Origin of the sequence: Solibacillus sp. FSL R7-0682, from assembly GCF_038005985.1 — a bacterium.
GTDB lineage: Bacteria > Bacillota > Bacilli > Bacillales_A > Planococcaceae > Solibacillus.
This window is the reverse complement of sequence record NZ_JBBOUI010000001.1, coordinates 3,909,735-3,929,752: the sequence shown is the minus strand read 5'-3', so window position 1 is coordinate 3,929,752 and position 20,018 is coordinate 3,909,735. Positions and strand designations below refer to the sequence as shown.

Sequence of the window (20,018 nt, the reverse complement as noted above, 5' to 3'; positions counted from 1 at the left end):
CTATCTACATTATATAATTATAATTTTCGTATTACGTAAAATTAGCGAGTGATTCTAGGAACCTGCCCCCTTATACTCATTTTCCTGCAGTTGTCTTATATGTTGTGAATGATAGGGAGAACTCGTAACTTCATTTACTACACTAAATGGATTTCCATCTAAATCGAAAAAGTCAAAGAACTTCATATCACCATATGCATCAATTTCGGTTGTTGTTATGTTGGCGGCATTAAAGTGTTGATAGGCAGCTTCAATATCATCCACGACAAAATTATAGTAGGAGTTCTTCTTGTTTTCGTTGATAAAAAACTCAGTGGGCTGAGAAAATTCAACCTTTACTAATGCTAATTGCGTTGAACCAGTGGGTAAATAAAAACCAGCTCCATCTTCCCAGCTATCAATTTCTTTTGCACCTAGATATTTTTCATACCATTCTGAGGATTTTTTAACATCTGTAACCGGAATAAATATGCTACCTACTTTAAACATAATTTACCTCCTATTTAATATTTTTCCTGATAATTATAATGTAAAGGATAGACAAAAACCACCTAAAGCGTTGAATATCCAACATTTTAAATGGTGATTGCTATGCATTCAATTAATAACTATAGTCGTTTCCTTCTGTTAGTTCGTTCGTAAATCTTAATTATTTCGTACATAAGTAAATTCGATAACTCAAAATTTCTTCATAATTTTCGTTTATCTCAGCTAGCTTTTCCATGGTGGAATAATATTCCAGATCGATATCCTTTGAGAAATGATAATCTGCCTCTGAATCCACTACGATACCTTTTTCAACTTCAATGTTATGAAAACCAGCTTGTTGGAGTAATGAAATCCAATCGTTTTCTTTTAAAAGCGCGTCAAAGCCAAAAAACTGTTTAATTTCATTTTCCTCTTCTTTGTTTATAGTATGCTCGTTCAGTGTATGCTCAATGGCTATTAAGCGCCCACCACTCTTTAATAATCGAGAAATCTCCTTTAAGGCACGTGGCTTATTTACAAAAGAGAGAACAGATTCTGAAATAATTAAATCAAATTGGTCGTCAAGTAAAGAAGTATTTTCTATGGAACCTTCAATAATTTTTACCGATAACGGTCCACTTGCCATTCGCTCTTTTGCTTTTTCAACCATTATGGTGTTATTATCAATCCCTGTAACGTTGGCACCATAGGTTAGCGCTAAATAAGCAGCCGATTGCCCGGTGCCACATCCCACATCTAAAATTTGTGTAGATCTTTTAATACTTTCCTTTTGAAAGACTTTCTTTGATAATTCAATCCCCCCAGGATGCGCACCGCCAATACCAAACTTCGCTAAAAAATTTAGATAATTGTAATTGGAATTCGAAATAGCGACCACCTTCTTTAATGTTCATATCCTTATTCTATGAAATAAAAAATACATGGTGCCTTTGAGGTAAATGTAAATTATGCGTAACTCGTATTAAGTGAAACTATTTTGTGCACGTATAAATTCTATAGCCTAAATTTCCTTGATATTTGAAAATTAACTCAAAATGTTTTTGCATAATCTCATAAATTTCAGGGGCAATATCTTCTGAATAATGGAAATCAGGCACTGAATGTATGGCTGTATTTTTTTGTATACGGATATGTTCGAAACCAGCCTCCCTAAAAAAAGTAACCCAATCTTTTTTCGTAGAGAGGGAATCAAATCCATAAAATTCTTTTATTTCGGTTTCTTCGTCTTCCTTTAGTGGATAATTAATCGTTTGTTCAATCGCAACGAAACGTCCACCGGTTTTTAATAACCGAAAGATTTCTTTAAGTGCTCTTGGTTTATTTGCAAAGGAAAGAACGGATTCAGATATAACAAAATCAAAATCACTATCTGGCAGTGGGATTTCTTCTACTGAGCAATGAATGATGTTTACTGCTAGGTGTTTTTTTTCTATTCGTCTTTTGGCTTTTGCCACCATTATTGGACTGATATCTATGCCAGTTACATATGCTCCATATTTATAGGCTAAATAAGCTGCCGTTTGCCCGGTACCGCACCCCACATCTAAAATACGAGAAGATTTTTTTATAGTTTCCTTCTTAAAAATTTCTTTGGTTAGATTAATACCGCCTGGATGTGCACCACCAATACCAAGTTTTGTTAGGAAATCTAGATACTTAGAATTCTGAATTAGGACCCCCACCTTCTTTATTCGTCTTTTGAACGATAGTATAGTTCACACCTTCACTTATACTATGATGAGAGACCATGCGCTAACTAGGTGAGCGGATAGTTTAGTTTTTGATGATAAATAAATAGCCCATCTTTGAAAAAGAAAAATGGGCTAAAAATGCGTAAATTTAATTTATTTTTCATATTTCAATGTCGTAAACATACCACCTAAACCAACTACGCCATTATTTGTAACATGGTGAGGCATATGGCAGTGCATTGGCCAAATTCCAGGGTTGTTGGCTTGGAATCGAATATCCCATGTTTCACCTGAGGCAACGAGTATTGTATTTTTATATATTTGCGTATGTGGGGCAATTGGAAAGCCATCCGCACCTACTACTTTAAATTGATGTCCATGTAAATGAATAGGGTGATGGTTCATTTGAATATTACCAAAACGTATTCGAACCGTATCCCCATATTTTACGAGTAAAGGTTCCGTTAAAGGGTAGCAACGCCCATTGATTGTAAAGAAATTAAAGTCGGGTTTAACAAAGGTTAAATCGTACGTACCTTTTTGTAGATCCCCCCAAGGTAAAGCACCAATCGCCCATTCTTGGAGTAAACAAAGATAATCTTTATAATTAGATTTGTTTTTTTTCGCGGGTTCTTCGACAATAAAACCACCTAATAGCCCCGCATTATCTTGTATAGAAACATCTACATGAGAATGGTACATATATGTCCCTGGAGGATTAATAATTGTAAAATGATAATCAAAATAATGCCCAGGTTCAATAAATGGAGAAGGTTCAATTGGAGGGACACCATCCATATTATTAGGGACGATTAAGCCATGCCAATGGACGCTTGTAGCAACAGGTAGTTGATTAATGACCCGAATGCATACGTGATCTCCAGGACATACACGAATTGTGGGCCCAGGTGTAGAGCCGTTATATCCCCATGCCTTAATAAATATACCATCCACTAATTCCCATGTAATTTCTTCCGCCACTAAAGTAAAAAATTTCACCCCATTTTTTTGAAGTACAAAGGGTAAATCCTGAATACCGGGTGTGATGACCATACGAAACCTCCTTGAAAAAATATATGTTTCGTAAGGAATCTTATTCTGTAACACTGTTCCTCAATTAATTCCAATTTCATTTTTAATAAAACTGGTGTTAAATTTATTGTGAATAATAGGCATGTAAATAGTTCTTCTAGGTTCCTCTTCATACGTTAGTAAAGACACAATACTATTAAGGAAGGAGGATATTAATGGTTAATAGAAACTGGTTTGAATTATTTGATGGTGAAAGAGGTCCCAACTTCCCAAATTATGCACAAGAACTCCCAACGCAGACAGCGCCTACTCAATTCGCACAGCCACAAGTATCTCCAACACAACAATTCGTTCAACGGAATGTGACAAACACAGTTGTGCCACACTATCATCCATCACACTTAACTACAGTAAATCAACACTATATTAATAATCAGCACTATTTTCCACATACTGAATCCGTAGTAAATGAATGCTTTGAAACGAATACAATGTGCGGAACGCCATTTAGACCACACACATGTGGTTGTTCAAAACGTAGACACTGGTAGAGGTTTGTTTGATTAAAGATGTATGCTTCTTTTCTTTACAGGATCTATTTCACATTCACCTTCTTCTTATATAAATTGAAATTATTTACTTTCCCTTAAAAAAGGCTGCGTCATGCATCATAAATTAACATGTTGTTCAATAGCACGCCCCGAAAGTGACTATTTAAAACTTTTGGAGCGTGTTTTATTTTGCAAATATGTAGATATTAATAAAAAGGCTAAAAATAAACACATTACTATGTGAACAAGAATAAGATGTTCTTTGTAGAAGTACCTTAGAGGTAGGTGTTCAAAAGTGAAAAAAAGCTGGATGGCTTTACTATGTATAGTATGCGCAATTGTATTAGCAGGATGTCAGGGGAAATCGGAGAAAGAAAAATCGTTAGAGAAAAAAGTAGTCGAATTGGAACAACAAATTAAGGAAATTAAAAATTCGGCTTCTGACGAGCAAGAGGAGGAGCCAGTGAATGGTCCTTTAATGATAACGATTGTTGATCCAAATACATTGGAAATCCTACACACGCTTACGCCACAAGACTTAGGTTATGGAGAAGGCTATGAAACGTATAAAAATAATATTAAAAAGTTAGCGAAGGAACTTGCAAGAGGGACGGAAAATAACCCTGGATATGACAAACGCATGGTGCTGGATCGTTTAGATGAAAATGGAGAAATTATAAAAGGAAGTCCTATGGTTTTGTTAAAGGAAAGTGAATTGGTAGAAAAAATTCTTGCTGCGTCGGCGATTGGAGGAAATGTTGAACTACCCATATATGTGACAGAAAGTGGCTATGATTCACAGGATATACCGTATCTAGATGATGTATTAGTTGGCTCCTATACAACGTATTTTAATGCTGCGGACGCTAATAGAAATAAAAACATTGAATTGTCGGCAAAGGCTATCAATAATGTCATCGTTGGAAGTGGCGATTATTTTTCCTTTAATACGGTTGTTGGCCCGAGAGATGAGGCGAGCGGCTATCAACCCGCACCAGAAATCATCAATAAAAAGTTAGTCATGGGTATTGGGGGAGGGATTTGTCAAACGTCTTCTACGCTATTTAATGCAGTTGATCAAGTACCTATAAAATTGGTGGAGCGTCATTTTCATTCATTAGATGTCGGTTATGTACCAAAAGAAAGAGATGCAACGGTTTCTTATGGCGGACTAGATTTCCGATTTCAAAATGCAAGCGATGCCCCTTTCCTAATAAAAGCAATTTACGGAAAAAACTTTGTTACAGTAGAAGTAAGAACAGCTTCCAAATATGAAAAAATTTTGAAAGAAAGATAAGCTTTATTAATTTAAAGATGAAATATTGGATCTAAAACATTGTTTGCAATGTTTTAGGTCCTTTTTGCTGTTTGATGAAGCGAATTAAAAATGAGCAGTAAAGAACCATTAATCATATTATTGAGTGTCGTTGCAAAGATAAAAAAGCTTGGAGGTATATTTTTTTGCAGTGAGGGTAATTAACTTAAAGAATGACTTCATTGAAGTTACATTCTTAATTCTAAACTTTAGCCAGTAGGAGGGATCGGTTTGAAAGCAGTAACATATCAAGGTGCAAAAGATGTGCAAGTAAAAGAAGTCCCAGATGCAAAAATTGAAAAGCCAGATGATATTATTGTCCGAATTACCTCAACCGCTATTTGTGGTTCAGATCTGCATATATACCGTGGAGTAATTCCGACAAAAGAAGACTTTGTGATTGGACATGAACCGATGGGTATTGTTGAAGAGGTTGGCCCAGAAGTCACAAAAGTAAAAAAGGGTGACCGGGTTGTGATTCCCTTTAATGTATCTTGTGGGGAGTGCTTCTACTGTCAAAATGAAATGGAAAGTCAGTGCGATAACGCCAATAATAATCCGGAAATTGATTCCGGTGCTTATTTTGGTTATACAGAGCGCTATGGGAATTTTCCAGGGGGACAGGCAGAATATATGCGTGTACCGTATGGGAATTTTATCCCGTTTAAAGTGCCGGATTCTTGTGAGTTAGAGGATGAGGCACTGCTGTTTATATCGGACGTCTTACCAACTGCTTACTGGAGTGTGGAGCACGCAGGCGTCAAAAAGGGAGATACTGTCATTGTGCTCGGCTCTGGTCCTATCGGTTTAATGGTTCAAAAGTTTGCATGGATGAAGGGCGCAAAACGTGTGCTTGTAGTAGACCCTCTATCCTATCGCCTGGAGCATGCTAAGAAAAAAAATAATGTAGAAATATTTAATTTTGATGATTTTGATGATATAGGCGGACATCTCCGTGAAATTACACAGGGCGGCGCAGATGTTGTGATTGACTGTGTAGGTATGGACGGCAAAATGTCACTATTTGAAAAGGTAGAGCAGAAGCTGAAGTTACAAGGCGGAACATTAAGTGCTATTAATGTTGGTATTAAAGCCGTGCGTAAGTTTGGGACAGTTCAGCTGACGGGTGTATACGGTTCGATGTACAATATGTTCCCTCTAGGTAATATTTTCGAGCGCAATGTAACGGTGAAAATGGGACAAGCTCCAGCTATCCATTACAGTCCGATGCTTTATGATATGGTTGCGCAAGGGAAGATTGATCCTACTGAAATCATTACGCATAAAATGCCGCTGTCAGAAGCGAGTGAAGCATACCGTATGTTTCACGATCACGAAGATCAAAGTATTAAGTTTATATTAAAACCATAGCTTTCTATCCAATTAAGTTGGGGCGCGAAAGATAGGAGAAATACTAGTCCTCCAAAACACTAATTAGTGTTTTGGAGGATTTTTTGTTTTCTATTTTAGTGAAGCTGCTTTTAGGGCTCGGTTCCTTTTACAAGATTAGTATAATAAATAGGGAATCATTAGAAATTAAAGAATTGTAGAGCTTATATGTTACTTCACCGCTATTTCTTATAAAACAGCATAGAAGTTTGGCAGTGGCATAAAAAAGTTCCAGTCTTTTGTAACGAAATACAATTTTTTTAGATATATAGGTGAAAGGAGGGACGATGTGGAGCGGTTAACCGAAATTTATGAGGAATATTCAGAGCTTGTCTTCAAATATTTAATGACCCTATGTAGAGATTCACACATAGCGGAGGAATTAACGCAGGATACATTTTACAAGGCAATTCAGTCGATTGAACGATTTAACGGCACATGTAAGATGTCCGTTTGGCTTTGTCAAATTGCAAAGCACACCTATTATCAATATGTGGACAAACAAATGAAGCAACCGGAATTGGTAACGTTACAATCAGGACCTTCTATAGAGCAACTATTAATCGCTCAAGAGGACAAAATTGAAATTTACCGTAAAATGCATCAATTAAAGGAGCCCTTCAGAGAAGTATTACATCTAAGGCTTTTAGGTGGACTAAGTTTTCAAGAAATTGGTGAGGTGTTAGGGAAAAATGAAAATTGGGCTAGGGTTACATTTTATCGAGCAAAGGTCAAATTACTAGAGGAGGGCAAGCAAAATGAACCAATGTGAAATTGTAAAGGATTTGCTGCCGATTTATATTGATGAGTTGTGCAGTGAAACAAGTAGCATATATGTAAAAGAGCACCTTGAACAGTGTGAAGATTGCCGCTTCGTTCACCAGCAAATGATGACTGAATTAAGCGAGGAGCATTTAGAAGTGAATAAATTGTCCATGCAACAAAAACGACCATTTGAGAAAATGAAAAAGGTTTTTAATTCTTACCGCTATATTTCAAAATTATTAGAATGGATGACGGTCATCGGCGTTGTTTTTGTTTTATTATTATTTGGTAAAGCATTTTTCGATATGAAACAAGTTACAAGTGATTTTAAGCATCAACAATTTATTGAAAATGAGCAAAAGGAAATTATGGAAAATGCTTTTAATAGCGTGGCTAAGGGCGGTCAAGCAGGGTTAGAGGAGCTCTCTGAGAAGTATCAATACAAAATCAATTATATAGCGCTATTTGATGCAACAGAGGTAGAGCCTTTATCTCCGGTCAATTCATTTCCGAAAGCTATTTATCCGATTCCTTATGAAAAAGCGGTTGCCACGTATAGGAATGGTCAATTGAATACGGAACAAATCATTCCAATGGACTATGATATTGCTACAATGGCAATGGAACGTGATGACTATATAATTCAATTTGAATATACACCTGAATATATACAGAGTGTAGAGCGTGCTTTTCAAACGAAACATTATGCACCTTCATATATAGAAATCTTCACACCTGCCTTTGTAGCATTAATTATTACAATGTGTATGTTTATCCTATGGAAGACCATTAAAAGGACAAATAGAAATGCGCAAAGCTTGATAGAATAAATATGAAGACTACTCGTTACATTATTAACATAAGAACCTGTTAACAACAGCGCCCAACATTAAGAAGTGGTGCTGTTTTTTCTTAATGATATTGGAAGTTGTTATTTTGTGGTATAAAATGGGATTTAAAACACGGAGGACAATTAACGTTAAAGAAGGGGAGATATGGTGAATTTTATGGATGTTCTAGTTACCCTAAATGCAACCATAAAATGAAGTTATCAAGAAATTTCCTATGACCTACAAATGAAAGGGAGAGTACATGATTGAATTTAGAGAAATAGACAGACATAATTTTTTTGAAGTAATTGATTTAACAGTAGAAGAAGAACAAAAAACATTTATCGCAACGAATCTATTCTCTTTAGCGCAAGCGAAAGCATATCCTGAGTGTATTTGCATAGCAATATATTATGAGGATAGTTTAGTAGGGTTTGCGATGTATTGTATCGATGCTGAGGATCATGAATATTGGATTTACCGATTCATGATAGATAAAAGATATCAGGGCAAAGGTTTTGGAAAGGCAGCGATGAAGAAACTTATTGATCGAATTAAAGAGGATCATACACATCGTGTCGTTTACTTAAGCTTTGAGCCAGATAATTCCTTAGCCAAAAAATTATAAGAAAAGCTTGGTTTTAAAGCGGATGGTCGAGAGATAGATGGAGAAATTGTTTACAAACTAAATTATTAATGATTAACGAATTCCTATCATTGGAATTCGTTTTTTGTATAAATTAAACGAAAAATAACAAACTAATAAGGCAATTTTAAAATGCATTAGGAGGTTAAATAATTGAATGATAAGCAGAAGAAATCCAATAATGCGCTAAGTCTTGGGAAGATGATTAATAATACGAAAGAGAATATAAAGGAAGCGGAAATTAGTAAGGAATTCGCGGGACCTGAGGAACTCGAAAATTTGGAAGAGAAAAATGCTCGCCGTAAACATTCCATTGACATAATGGAACAACAAATGCGGGATGAGGCAGCATTTAAAGAGCGAAAGAAAAGTTTTGAAGATTAATTAAAAGAACATCCATCAGTACTGACTCCAAAACCTGTAAAGCGAAGATATTTTTCTTCTTCTTCATCACAAAAATTGAGAACTGCTGCGAAATTTAAGTAGCTAACTAATGAAATTAAGTGAGCTCAACTAGCCTTTATAATAGTTGTTACTATTATGAGGCTTCCTATACATAAACATTTAAGTAACTCTTTTAAAAGGGTTGCTTATTTTTTAGTAATAGTGGGTAATGAATGAAATAAATAAAATAAATATAACCGTAATACAAAACAGTCATATTTAATACAGTAGCAATGAGTCTTTTTTTACTTGTATATTTTTTACACTTTTTAAATATATTGAAATAAAATAATTAGCGTAAGGAGAAATGAATATTCCTAAAATATCTTCTATTGGAACTTATACGCCACCTTTTTCATTGGCTCAGTCAAATATTGAACAATTAACAAAAGAGCTTTTTCAACACAAAATTTCAAAACTAGAACGACTATTAAAAGTTTTTGAAAATGGTGAAATTGAAACACGAAATTTTTGTGTTCCTCCAGATTGGTATCGTGAGGATCATACGTTTGAGGAGCGCAATGAGCTTTATATTGAGCTAGCTACGAAATATAGTGTGGAAGTTATTCAAAGGTGCTTGACGAACCGCACATTTTTATCCAATGATCTTTCTACCGAGGATATTGACGCCATTATTTTCGTTAGTAGTACGGGCATTTCCACACCGAGTATTGATGCACGTGTTATGAATATTCTCCCTTTTTCTGATCAGCTTGTTCGAATTCCTATTTGGGGACTAGGCTGTGCAGGAGGAGCGGGTGGTATTAGTAGAGCATATGACTATTGTAAAGCTTATCCACATGCTAAAGTTTTAGTCGTTTGTATCGAGCTTTGCAGCTTAACATTTCAAAAAGATGATTATTCAAAAAGCAACTTAGTAGGTACATCATTATTTGCAGACGGCGCGGCATGTGTACTCGTATGTGGAGACAAAGTAGAACTTGAACAATCTATGTATTTGCCACATATTCTTGGGAGCGGCTCGAAGTGGATGCCAAACTCGGAAAATGTAATGGGCTGGAATGTGAAAAGTGGTGGATTACATGTCGTGTTTTCTAAAAGCATCCCTGTAATTATTTCTACGTGGCTTGGTCCATTTATTCATGAATTTTTAAGTAAATACAATATACAACCTGATCAAATCGGAAATTTTGTTGCTCACCCCGGTGGCAAAAAGGTATTGAATGCTTACGAAGAAGCACTTCAATTAACGAAGGCACATACAAATGTTTCACGTGAAATATTAAAAGCTCATGGCAATATGTCTTCTCCAACTGTATTGTACGTTTTAGAGCAATTTATGCATAAGGAACATACAGCCAATACGTATGGCTTAATGGTAGCGTTAGGACCAGGATTTAGTGGTGAAGCACTGTTATTAGAATGGAGGAAGTAGTTTGTTTTTTTATGTCGTTTTTGCTTTAGTTATTATTCAAAGACTTGTAGAGTTGCTCATAGCAAAAAGAAACGAAAAAGCGTTGCTTGCAAAAGGTGCGTATGAAGTAGGTGCTTCCCATTATCCTTTTATGATAGTGTTACATGTAAGTTTTTTTATTAGTCTACTTGTAGAAGTGATGTATTTTAAATCAATACAACCTCCAAATGTCATATTACTTGTTGATTTTTTATTATTACAATTGGCAAGAGTTTGGTGTCTATTATCACTTGGTGCATTTTGGAATACAAAAATCATAATCTTACCAGGTGCTAATGTAGTTGCAAGAGGGCCATATGCTTATATACGTCATCCTAACTATTTAATCGTTTGCCTTGAAATTGCGCTATTGCCCCTTATGTTTCAGGCATACTTTACAACGATTTGCTTTACTATTTTAAATTTCATTATTCTTTCAATTCGAATCCCTGCTGAAGAAAGGGCATTAAAAGAAGCAACGAACTATAGTTTGTATATGGAGCGGAAAACGATTCATTAAAGGTGTAGACAAGCTTTCATAAAGATAAGGCTAGTCTCCAAGTGGACAAGGAAACTAGCCTTTAGCTATAACTATATATGGGGATTATACTCTTATAAAGCGCATGCGTAGAATTGCTAGTAAATAACAAAGAAGCGCTAAAAATAATGTAATTGCAATCCCTTTATACCAGTCGTGCCCAACAGACATTATTGTCTCTTTCGTAAACACATATTGGAAGGGGTTCAACCATTCCTTTGAAGGAAATGTTAGTTGACCAAGTAACAAATAACCCCCAATTAGAATGACCGTTATAATGAGTAATGTAGCAATTGAGTGTTTAAAAATAAGGCTAACTAATAAGCAAAGAGCAATAACGAATAGAGCAATTACCGTTGTAGAAGTTAGTGCGAAAAAGAGATACTCTGAAATTGTCAAAAAGTTAAGTTGGTCACCTTGTTCAACTAATAAAGGGTATAAAAAAGTACCTTGTTTGCCAAACATAGCACTAATTCCAAAGGCGGTGGCTAGTCCACAAAATATAACTAAGCCATACACAACAACTGCACTCCAAAACTTACTATGGATGATGGTACTTTTTTTCAACGGTTGAGTATATAAAAAATTGATACTTCGTTGCTCAAATTCAACGGTCAGCATATCACCTATTACAATAAGTATAATGATAATAGCCCCGAAATTTACAAGAATATCCACAACCTGTTTCAAATAATTTGGCACTGCAATACTATAACCTTCAGCTTCGGGAGGGATATTTGATGTAAGTAGTTGCTTATTCGTAGCTACTGTTCGTTGTATCGTATCGTTAAGTAGAGCGTAATCTCCGCCAGCTGCTTTAAATGCTAATACATCGTTTAAAAATTGATTTTCTTTCTCTAGCTCCTGTTTCCAATCATTTTCGATAAATGCTGTTCGGGTTTCGTATAACGTATCTACCATGCTTGTCATCATGACAAGCAATGCCTTCGTATTTTCATCATTTGGATCTTTAACAAGTGTTGTTTGATATTGGTTAATAATTTTTTGACCTTGTTGAATGTACGAAATTATTTGTTGTTCTCGTTCTTTCATAATCGATTCTTGAAAGGCAAAGTTCCTTGCAAACAATAGTGCAATTCCAATTAGAAGAAAGAGCAACAAGTAAAGAAGTCGTTTATTAAAGAAAATCTTCTTTATCTCAAATTGAAACATTCTCATCTCGCCAACTCGCTTTCAAAAAGCTCCATATAACGTTTTTCAGCACCAATTTTATAGTTTTCTATTTTGTTAATTTCCATGCCGTTAATATTAAGACTATGAATAACTGATTGGAGTGACACTTCCGTTTCTTCAAACAAAATGGTTGCATCGTCAAAGGAAATATTCACATCTTGTCCAGCTAATACTTCCTTTGCCTTCTCGAAATCAGATACAGTCAGTTTGTAGCGACTTGTTGAATAATCCTCTAATGATTCTTTTAAGAGAACACCATCCTTCATGAAATAAATATTATTTGTCAGTTTATCAATTTCATCTAAATTATGAGAAGAGATAATAATAGTTGTTCCTTTTTCATGTAAATCTAGAAGGATACTCCTCATGTGAATGGCACTAGTTGGATCAAGTCCATTAACAGGCTCATCAAGTAAGATTAATTTTGGCTGATTAATAATCGCCATTGCCAGTAAAAGATGTTGCTTCATACCGAGAGAATAACTGCGGACACGTTTTTTTAAGTAGCTTTCCATACCTACATATGCTGCTACTTCTTTTATACGAGCGCGAGGGAGTTTTTGAATGCGACATATGAAACGTAAGTGATCGTAACCAGTTAGATCTCCATATAAAATACGGTTATCTTGTAAATAGGAAACCTCATAAAATAAGGAAGTATCGTTATGCTTTTTCCCTAGAATCCGAATGCTACCTTCATGGAAAGGTAATAAGTTCATTAAACTGTTCATTAAAGTGGTTTTTCCCGAACCGTTAGGACCTACTAATGCAATAATCTGAGGTTCTTCTATTTGAATATCAATACCTTTCAATACGAGCTGTTTCTTATATTTTTTAAATAACCCTTTTACCTCGACAATCATCCAATTCCTCCTTTTCTAAACTTTGCAATAGTAAATGTCAGAGCTAATAGCACAATACTACTTATTAAAAGTGACAATAATCCTACTTGTAATGAAAATGAAAATTGATCATGAAGGAATGCATATTCATTTGTTACTATTTTGAATACATTTACATAGTGAAATGGTATCCAATGAGAAAAATTATATTGGAAAGTTTGAGGTACTATTTGCGTACCTAATATAAAGGTCGTAATGGTCAAACCTAATGCCAGGATAGCACGATTTGTAATAATGGAATAAAAGAATAAGAGCGAATAGCTAAATAATAAAAGTAGGATAAATAAACTAAAGCTCCTAATTAAAAATTCTCCCATTGCCATAAATGATAAAACATCATTTGCTCCATAAATAAGTACAGGATAGTACCAATCACCAATATCATCAAAAATAATACCGAGAAGCAAAGCGATTCCCCATATTAGAGCTATAAGGAATATAGAAATAAGTAATACCGTAAAAAGCTTCACAAATAAAATCTGATATCGTTTTATTGGTTGTGTTCTTAAAAATTGGATTGGCCCATTTCGCCCATAGCCCTCTTTTGTTACAATATCGCTAAAAAGGAACAGTAAAAATATAATTCCGATAAGAGAAAGTCCATATTCGAATAATTCATAGGAAAAATACATCCCAGTCGATGAATGCTTGTTAAAGGATGTTAGAACGAAATTTTCAATAACCGGATCAGTAAATTCCTCATCATAAGCCGTCATCCATGAAAAGTAATGTACAGGAAATACAGGTTTAATTGCATGTTGCTGCATCCACTTATATTTATCACCAAGGGATATGGTAGTGTACGGTGTTGGATACATATATTTATTAATTGATTGTTGAAGCAATTCTCCTTTCGCTATTTGTACGGAGGATTCGTAATTTTTAGCGAGTAGAGTGGAGTAAGTGGACCAGTCTTGTTTTTCGAGTGCATCTAGTATTGCATAATTTTGGGCAAGTATTTGTTCAGTGATTTCTAAATCTTGTTGTAGATTACGGCCAGGCTCCTCGATCCCCGCATCAATTTTATTTTTAATCTCAGTTACTTGTTGCTCAGCGAGGTATATCATATCCTGTTCACTAGCTATAATCGTATCAATGGACGTTGTATTCGCATAAGCGTATACATAGAAAGAAATTACAACAACTAGTAAAAAGGTTAGTAAAAACTTGAAGTATGAAGAACGCGATAATTTTTTTATTTCAAATAGAAAAAGTCGAATCAATTTACCACCTCCACAGAAATGTCATTTGTCAGAAAATTTAAGATTTACGATGTTTATAAGTCTATGAGGATGAAGAGTAGTCGTTTAATTACAGCTATAAAAACAGCCAGTAGCGAAGACAACCTGCTACTGGCTGTTTTTATTCAATTTCAGATAGATTGTAGGTATAAGATAAGTTCCACCGTAAATAAAAATACATGTACTTTTATATATTCGATTATATTTTATTGATTCCTTCAAAAAATTAATATATTTATTTTGTTATTAGTATATTGTTTTCTTTAATTGTGTACGTCTTTGATATCATCATCATCAGGACCGAAAGGCACAACATAATCAAAAAAAGCTTTCTCAGAATTTGTAGAAAGAAGCAGGTTACTTGAAAGAGAGATAGACCATATTAAACAAGTAGAAACGAATAAAATCTTTAACACTTTTTTCATTCTTGAAACTCCTCCTCATTTTCTCCATCTTTATAAAGTAAATTATTAATTACTTTAATGTTTTCAATTTTCCCTTCTATCTCAAAAATGGTTTTTGCTTGAGTTAAAGCAAATTTACCATGGTACCAATCATTTGTTTTTATATAAATGCGCCCTTTTTGGAAGAGCAGTTCCCCAAGTAAATAAAGGGATTCTTGTTGAATAGCTAGTTGAATAGCAGATTCACAATAAAGTAATGCAAGCTCATATTGTCCATTGTATAAATGAACTCTCGATAATCCGAAATATACTTTTTTAACGATGCTCGTATCTACATCTTTAATTTCTTTAATAAGATTTAGACAACGTTCATATTCTTCTAACGCAAGTGTGTAGTTACTTTGATTGAAATGGATGATTGCGCGGCTATTTCGAATTGAAATAGGCAATGTGCTATTAGAATCTAGAGGAATTTTGAGTGCCTTTTCAAAGAGAGTAAGTGCGCTTAGGGCATCCTTTGAAATCTCCCATTCGCAAATACCTTTGTGCCAGTACAAGAAAACCAACTCTTCAGAAGATAAATTAAATTTTTTTTCTAATTCTGCCTCTACAAGAATTTTTACAGAAGGATAGTCATGCTGGGAGACGAGCTTTCGAATTAGTTGATGAATATGGTTATGGTTATCTAAAAGTTTTGTTGAGGGCTTAAGATCGGTGAAGAATTCATTTATATCAATGGACAAACGGTCAGCTAATTCATATAAGACAACACTTGATGGGATTGATTCTCCTTTCTCAAAGTGGCTAATCATTGCTTGTGTACAAATTCCATCGGCTAATTGCTGCTGTGTTAATCCTTTTTGTTTTCTAATGAGTTTTAGTTTACTTCCGATTTCACTTTTCAATTAGTTTCATCCTTTAATAAGTAATATGTAACCTTATATAATATTATTTCTAGCTGTATCTAAAAATACCTTCAATTAATTTAATTTATAAATAAATTAATGCAGATTGAACATGTTATGATGTCATGTATAATTGTGGTATATATTTACAGTAGGAGGGCGAAGGATGAAACGACTTTTATTAATTTTTGTTACATTTTTTATTGTAAGCGGATGTACAAATAATGATGAAATTCTATCCATAGAGAACACACAATCTGTTTATGTGGGAAATGTTGAACCTCGTGAAGTGAGTATTATTATAAAAGATGCAGCATTTAGTGCTTATCCAGATCGATTTTGTTGGAACAAAGATATAAAAGTGTGTAAAAAAATGGAACCCCGTCATCCGAAAGATGTTGAAGTGAAACACAATTTACCTATAGGGAGAGTTGAGATTGGGGAAGTTGTTAAAATTCAATATGATTTTAGTAATTACAGCACGTTACCGAAAGGAAATCATTTTGAACTCATGCTTTACCAAGGAGACGAGATTATCCCAATTGAGGTGAAAGAGGAGTCTTTTATTGTACCTGATATAAAAGGAATGCAATATTATGTATATAAAGTGACATCGGATAAGGAGTATAAAGGTATTGCCTATCATACGTTTGTGTTAAATGCGCAAGAATAAAAGGGCTTGAGGTTCAGGTAAGAGTACGCCCCTAGAAGGTATACTCGGAGCGAAAATCAATTTCTATAGCAAAATCAGGCTTTTCTTTTTAAAGAAGCCTGATTTTTTATTAGGTGCTGCTCTTTTATTGTGCTTTAATTTCCTCGGCAATTTTAAGACATTTATTTAATGCCCAATCATAGTGATGAACAGTATTGGCTGCGAAATAACTATAGAGATTGCTTGTTTTTGTCCATTTGTAATATTTTTTTGTGAAAATTTGTTCATCGGTATGCGCCTCAATAAGTTGAATTACTCTATGATGACTAAGTGTTAGTTTTTTAATGGCACTAGATAATGTAACATCCTGATAATGATCCCAAATTTTCATATTTAATTGGTGGAGTGTACGCCATTTATAACCTGGGGCAGGCATTGAGGGGATATCGCCACACATTCCTTCAACGTACCATCTTTCCAGCATTGCATGCCACTCATACAAATGCATTAAAATATCTCGGAAGTTCTTATCTCGATCTGCTGTCTCGATGGATAGTAATCTCTTTCGAGGAGGTATCTTTTCAATTAGTTGTAATAAACGGTCAAAGCTTTCTTGGCAATTTTCAATTAGTAATTGTTTGTGAGGATTTTCCATAATCATTTCTCCAATTCAATATGTTTTATCAAGTGTATAATTTGATTATAAGTAATAGTTGTAAAATAATGAATATTTTTATACTTTGAGAGAAAAATATGAGTAGTTGTTTCGAATTGAAAAATATGGTTGAATAGCATTAGAAAAAAGGGGAGTTGAAATTACAATGTATTCACGAAATAAACAATTTTTATTCATGCTTATCATAATGGCACTTGCAGTAGTATTAACTGCATGTAATAATGATTCTTCAAAACAGGATGCAGAGCCACAAAATTTAGACTATGCATCAGAAGTAAAAGAAAATCCAATTGTTACAATTACAATGGAAAATGATGAGCAAATTGTGATGGAATTAGAGCCTAAGGTAGCGCCAAATACAGTGGCCAACTTTATTTCACTTATAGAAGAGGGCTTTTACAATGGGTTAATCTTCCACCGTGTCATTCCAGGCTTTATGGTCCAAGGCGGCGATCCAGATGGAACAGGAATGGGAGGGCCAGATTATACAATTAAGGGTGAATTCTCTTCTAATGACTTTGAAAATACGTTAGCTCATGAGCGCGGTGTTGTATCAATGGCACGTACAAATGAACCTGATTCAGCAGGATCACAGTTTTTCATTATGGTAGAAGAGACAACAGATTTAGACGGGAAGTACGCGGCTTTTGGTAAAGTCATCGAAGGTATGGACGTTGTGGATGCAATCGTTGGAGCTGAGCGTGATGGTAATAATAAACCAATAGAAGATCAAAAAATGAAAAAAGTAGAAGTAGATACAAAAGGCTTTGATTACCCAGCGCCTGTCGTACAAAAATAAATAGTAAACATCCCATTTGCTAGTAGAGATATCTCTTTTAGCTAGTGGGATGTTTTTTATTTGAGCACTTTTTAAATAAATCCAGCCATTTCTGTTAAAAGAAATGCATCCATCTTCATTAATTCGATTTGATTCATCGGGCCGTGCTTCTCCAAAAAAGATTGGATGATTCGGTAGCCCGTACAATAACCTATCCATGGAGGCAAACCTACTAGCTCATCTCCAAACAAAAACGGTTTATGATTGTGTAGTCCTTTTATTTGAAGAGCAGAGACGAAATGAGTTTGCCAATAACTTTTTACTTCATCCATTGTATATAGCTTAGTCCACGAACTTAAAGCGTGCTCACCAAATAGCTCCTCCACTGCATGTTCTGCAAGTCCTTCCATAATAAGCGAGTCGAGTAATGTTGGGGGCTCCTTTATAAATTGGCGATGGCACATATGGTGATATTCGTGGGAAAATAAGGCATGTAATTCTTTAATCGTTACCCTTGGAGAGACGAAGAGACAAATTCCGTTTTGATAAGCTACGCCATTTTTTACAAATCCATTTTTAATAGGAAGGATATAAATAGGAATGTCTGGACCATCCCATACGTGCATCAGCTGTTGAAGCTGATGATTTACAAGTGCCCAAACATCTAGTGTTAACAGAATCTTACCATTCTGCATTAAGCCTTGTTGGAGTATTTCATATTGAATTGCTTCAGGGGGGACTCCAGTAAAAATAGGGAGTAATAAATCTCTTACAAGAAGATCTCGATTTACGGTATTTTCAAAAAGATGTTTTGTATCGATAACGGGCATTTCAATCCCCTTTTTCACAATATATGAATTAGACGATGCGCTCGTGTGTGCGCAAAATTGAAACATATATTAGAAGATAGTCTTGGTGAAAGGAGGGGAAACAACGATGAATGTATCCGATGCCTATAATTTATGCTGTAAATATCAAGGAAAGCGTGTACGAATTACGGATAATCGAGGCAATGTACACATGGGACGTATCACAAAAGTAGATAATCGGAAGGTTTGGCTTATGCCTGATAATGTTGGCGGTGGGTATGGCATTGGCTTCTGGGGATTCGGTGGCTTTGGTTACGGCTACGGTTACGGAATTGCACTAGGTGCAATTACTGGTATTGCATTGGCCTCACTATTCTTCTTTTAATATTAAAAGGTGGATCCTTTTGGAATCCACCTTTTCGCCAATTTATTGTGAGAAAATTAATCATTTGTAAAGAAAATAGCAATTGTTCCACGGCCTACATGGGCACCAATAACAGAGCCAATCGTTGTTTGTTCAATCACCCTTGGGTTTAATGCCTCCTCAATAGCAACCTTTACTTCATATAAAAGGGTTTCATCATTGCTATGAGAAATACCAATTGTTTTATTTGAAAAATCGCCACCACGTTCTTTCATTAACGCAATCATACGTTGTGTCGCCTTTTTAAAGCCGCGTGTTTTTTCAAGTGGAACAAGCTTCCCATCTTCAACATTTAAAATAGGCTTAATATTGAGTAGTCCACCAACAAAAGCACTCGATTTTGAAACGCGACCACCTTTTGCTAAGTAATTTAAATCGCCAACAGTAAATAAATGCTCCATCGATTGTGCCATTTTTGTTAAAGATTCAACTACTTCATCAAAATTAATGCCAAATTTATTTAACTTCACTGCTTCTTTGACAATTAGCCCTAAGCCGTATGAAGCACATTTTGTATCAATAATAGCTAGTTGTAAATCTGGATAGCTTTCAAGAATTTGATTTTTGGCCATTATAGCAGTTTGGCATGTACCAGAAAGCTCAGATGAAAAGGCAAGATAAATTCCTTCCTCCCCTGATTTTGCAAGCTCTTCAAAAGCTGTTAAAAAAACGTCCAATGAAACTTGTGATGTTTTAGGCTGTTCTCCTTGTTCGATTGCAGCATATACTTGATCGGTAGTTATGCCAACAATATCGTCATATTCTGTCCCATTGACTAATACGCGAAGTGGAAATAAATGAACCTCTTCCTTTTCAAAAAAGTCCTTTGATAAGTCAGAACCGCTGTCTGTAAAAATTCGCATAAAAATCCCCCTATTCCATTCAAAACTAATTTTATATTGAATAACATAGATGAACTAATTACATTT

At 34.9% G+C, this 20,018-nt stretch carries 25 protein-coding genes; 13 read left to right on the top strand and 12 right to left on the bottom strand.

What is annotated here, in order from left to right:
• Positions 1-54: 54 nt before the first annotated feature.
• The 4 genes from MKZ17_RS19820 to MKZ17_RS19805 all read right to left on the bottom strand — a co-directional run bounded on the left by MKZ17_RS19820 (position 55) and on the right by MKZ17_RS19805 (position 3,233).
• Complete coding sequence (locus MKZ17_RS19820) at positions 55-489, bottom strand: VOC family protein (RefSeq protein ID WP_340725412.1); 435 nt, start codon at positions 487-489, stop codon at positions 55-57.
• Between the two features lie 160 nt (positions 490-649).
• Complete coding sequence (locus MKZ17_RS19815; RefSeq protein ID WP_340725411.1) at positions 650-1,366, bottom strand: class I SAM-dependent methyltransferase; 717 nt, start codon at positions 1,364-1,366, stop codon at positions 650-652.
• 94 nt (positions 1,367-1,460) lie between these two features.
• On the bottom strand, positions 1,461-2,171 hold the full coding sequence (locus MKZ17_RS19810; protein WP_340725410.1) for a class I SAM-dependent methyltransferase: 711 nt from the start codon (positions 2,169-2,171) through the stop codon (positions 1,461-1,463).
• 162 nt (positions 2,172-2,333) lie between these two features.
• Positions 2,334-3,233, bottom strand: coding sequence for a multicopper oxidase family protein (locus MKZ17_RS19805; RefSeq protein ID WP_340725409.1), 900 nt, complete (start codon positions 3,231-3,233; stop codon positions 2,334-2,336).
• Positions 3,234-3,427: 194 nt separating this feature from the next.
• On the opposite strand from MKZ17_RS19805, the gene MKZ17_RS19800 reads away from it, so the two are divergent.
• The 10 genes from MKZ17_RS19800 (at position 3,428) to MKZ17_RS19760 (ending at position 11,086) form a co-directional block, all read left to right on the top strand.
• Positions 3,428-3,763 (top strand): CotD family spore coat protein, encoded by a 336-nt coding sequence (locus tag MKZ17_RS19800; RefSeq protein ID WP_340725408.1) that lies wholly within the window; start codon positions 3,428-3,430, stop codon positions 3,761-3,763.
• Positions 3,764-4,058: 295 nt separating this feature from the next.
• The gene (locus tag MKZ17_RS19795) at positions 4,059-5,060 is read left to right on the top strand and encodes a VanW family protein (protein WP_340725407.1); all 1,002 of its coding nucleotides are present in this window, start codon (positions 4,059-4,061) and stop codon (positions 5,058-5,060) included.
• A 249-nt stretch (positions 5,061-5,309) separates the two neighbouring features.
• Positions 5,310-6,449 (top strand): zinc-dependent alcohol dehydrogenase, encoded by a 1,140-nt coding sequence (locus MKZ17_RS19790; RefSeq protein WP_340725406.1) that lies wholly within the window; start codon positions 5,310-5,312, stop codon positions 6,447-6,449.
• Positions 6,450-6,756: 307 nt separating this feature from the next.
• The gene (locus MKZ17_RS19785; RefSeq protein WP_340725405.1) at positions 6,757-7,239 is read left to right on the top strand and encodes an RNA polymerase sigma factor; all 483 of its coding nucleotides are present in this window, start codon (positions 6,757-6,759) and stop codon (positions 7,237-7,239) included.
• Entirely contained in the window at positions 7,226-8,062 is an 837-nt protein-coding gene (locus tag MKZ17_RS19780) for a zf-HC2 domain-containing protein (RefSeq protein WP_340725404.1), read from the top strand. Before MKZ17_RS19785 ends, MKZ17_RS19780 begins: the two co-directional genes overlap by 14 nt.
• A gap of 98 nt (positions 8,063-8,160) precedes the next feature.
• Complete coding sequence (locus tag MKZ17_RS20670) at positions 8,161-8,301, top strand: topoisomerase DNA-binding C4 zinc finger domain-containing protein (protein WP_350462053.1); 141 nt, start codon at positions 8,161-8,163, stop codon at positions 8,299-8,301.
• A gap of 23 nt (positions 8,302-8,324) precedes the next feature.
• Positions 8,325-8,690 (top strand): GNAT family N-acetyltransferase, encoded by a 366-nt coding sequence (locus MKZ17_RS19775; protein WP_340725403.1) that lies wholly within the window; start codon positions 8,325-8,327, stop codon positions 8,688-8,690.
• Between the two features lie 171 nt (positions 8,691-8,861).
• Positions 8,862-9,092 carry a spore protein Tlp gene (locus MKZ17_RS19770; RefSeq protein ID WP_340725402.1) on the top strand — a complete coding sequence of 77 codons (231 nt, stop codon included), beginning with the start codon at positions 8,862-8,864 and terminating at the stop codon, positions 9,090-9,092.
• 373 nt (positions 9,093-9,465) lie between these two features.
• Positions 9,466-10,548 (top strand): type III polyketide synthase, encoded by a 1,083-nt coding sequence (locus tag MKZ17_RS19765; protein ID WP_340725588.1) that lies wholly within the window; start codon positions 9,466-9,468, stop codon positions 10,546-10,548.
• 1 nt (position 10,549) lies between these two features.
• Positions 10,550-11,086 (top strand): isoprenylcysteine carboxyl methyltransferase family protein, encoded by a 537-nt coding sequence (locus tag MKZ17_RS19760; protein WP_340725401.1) that lies wholly within the window; start codon positions 10,550-10,552, stop codon positions 11,084-11,086.
• Positions 11,087-11,170: 84 nt separating this feature from the next.
• On the opposite strand, the gene MKZ17_RS19755 is transcribed toward MKZ17_RS19760, so the two are convergent.
• The 5 genes from MKZ17_RS19755 to MKZ17_RS19735 all read right to left on the bottom strand — a co-directional run bounded on the left by MKZ17_RS19755 (position 11,171) and on the right by MKZ17_RS19735 (position 15,750).
• On the bottom strand, positions 11,171-12,277 hold the full coding sequence (locus tag MKZ17_RS19755; RefSeq protein ID WP_340725400.1) for an ABC transporter permease: 1,107 nt from the start codon (positions 12,275-12,277) through the stop codon (positions 11,171-11,173).
• A 2-nt stretch (positions 12,278-12,279) separates the two neighbouring features.
• Positions 12,280-13,161: an ABC transporter ATP-binding protein gene (locus MKZ17_RS19750; protein WP_340725399.1), complete on the bottom strand. Its 882-nt coding sequence runs from the start codon at positions 13,159-13,161 to the stop codon at positions 12,280-12,282.
• A complete protein-coding gene (locus MKZ17_RS19745) occupies positions 13,158-14,423 on the bottom strand; it encodes a hypothetical protein (protein ID WP_340725398.1) in 1,266 nt (421 codons plus the stop codon). The genes MKZ17_RS19750 and MKZ17_RS19745 overlap by 4 nt, the downstream gene beginning before the upstream one ends.
• A 281-nt stretch (positions 14,424-14,704) precedes the next feature.
• The gene (locus tag MKZ17_RS19740; protein WP_340725397.1) at positions 14,705-14,866 is read right to left on the bottom strand and encodes a hypothetical protein; all 162 of its coding nucleotides are present in this window, start codon (positions 14,864-14,866) and stop codon (positions 14,705-14,707) included.
• Positions 14,863-15,750, bottom strand: coding sequence for a helix-turn-helix domain-containing protein (locus MKZ17_RS19735; protein WP_340725396.1), 888 nt, complete (start codon positions 15,748-15,750; stop codon positions 14,863-14,865). The genes MKZ17_RS19740 and MKZ17_RS19735 overlap by 4 nt, the downstream gene beginning before the upstream one ends.
• 166 nt (positions 15,751-15,916) lie before the next feature.
• Between MKZ17_RS19735 and MKZ17_RS19730 the strand changes: the two genes are divergently transcribed.
• Positions 15,917-16,423, top strand: a complete 507-nt coding sequence (locus MKZ17_RS19730; RefSeq protein ID WP_340725395.1) for a hypothetical protein — start codon at positions 15,917-15,919, stop codon at positions 16,421-16,423.
• A gap of 124 nt (positions 16,424-16,547) precedes the next feature.
• Here the strand turns inward: MKZ17_RS19730 and MKZ17_RS19725 are convergent, their stop codons facing one another.
• Positions 16,548-17,057 (bottom strand): ClbS/DfsB family four-helix bundle protein, encoded by a 510-nt coding sequence (locus MKZ17_RS19725; RefSeq protein ID WP_340725394.1) that lies wholly within the window; start codon positions 17,055-17,057, stop codon positions 16,548-16,550.
• Positions 17,058-17,223: 166 nt separating this feature from the next.
• On the opposite strand from MKZ17_RS19725, the gene MKZ17_RS19720 reads away from it, so the two are divergent.
• Positions 17,224-17,877 carry a peptidylprolyl isomerase gene (locus MKZ17_RS19720; protein ID WP_340725393.1) on the top strand — a complete coding sequence of 218 codons (654 nt, stop codon included), beginning with the start codon at positions 17,224-17,226 and terminating at the stop codon, positions 17,875-17,877.
• Between the two features lie 71 nt (positions 17,878-17,948).
• Here the strand turns inward: MKZ17_RS19720 and MKZ17_RS19715 are convergent, their stop codons facing one another.
• Entirely contained in the window at positions 17,949-18,686 is a 738-nt protein-coding gene (locus MKZ17_RS19715; protein ID WP_340725392.1) for a DUF2268 domain-containing protein, read from the bottom strand.
• A gap of 106 nt (positions 18,687-18,792) precedes the next feature.
• Between MKZ17_RS19715 and MKZ17_RS19710 the strand changes: the two genes are divergently transcribed.
• Positions 18,793-19,050 carry a hypothetical protein gene (locus MKZ17_RS19710; protein ID WP_340725391.1) on the top strand — a complete coding sequence of 86 codons (258 nt, stop codon included), beginning with the start codon at positions 18,793-18,795 and terminating at the stop codon, positions 19,048-19,050.
• A 56-nt stretch (positions 19,051-19,106) separates the two neighbouring features.
• Here MKZ17_RS19710 and MKZ17_RS19705 read toward each other — a convergent pair whose 3' ends face one another.
• Positions 19,107-19,952: a DegV family protein gene (locus MKZ17_RS19705; protein ID WP_340725390.1), complete on the bottom strand. Its 846-nt coding sequence runs from the start codon at positions 19,950-19,952 to the stop codon at positions 19,107-19,109.
• Positions 19,953-20,018: the final 66 nt, after the last annotated feature.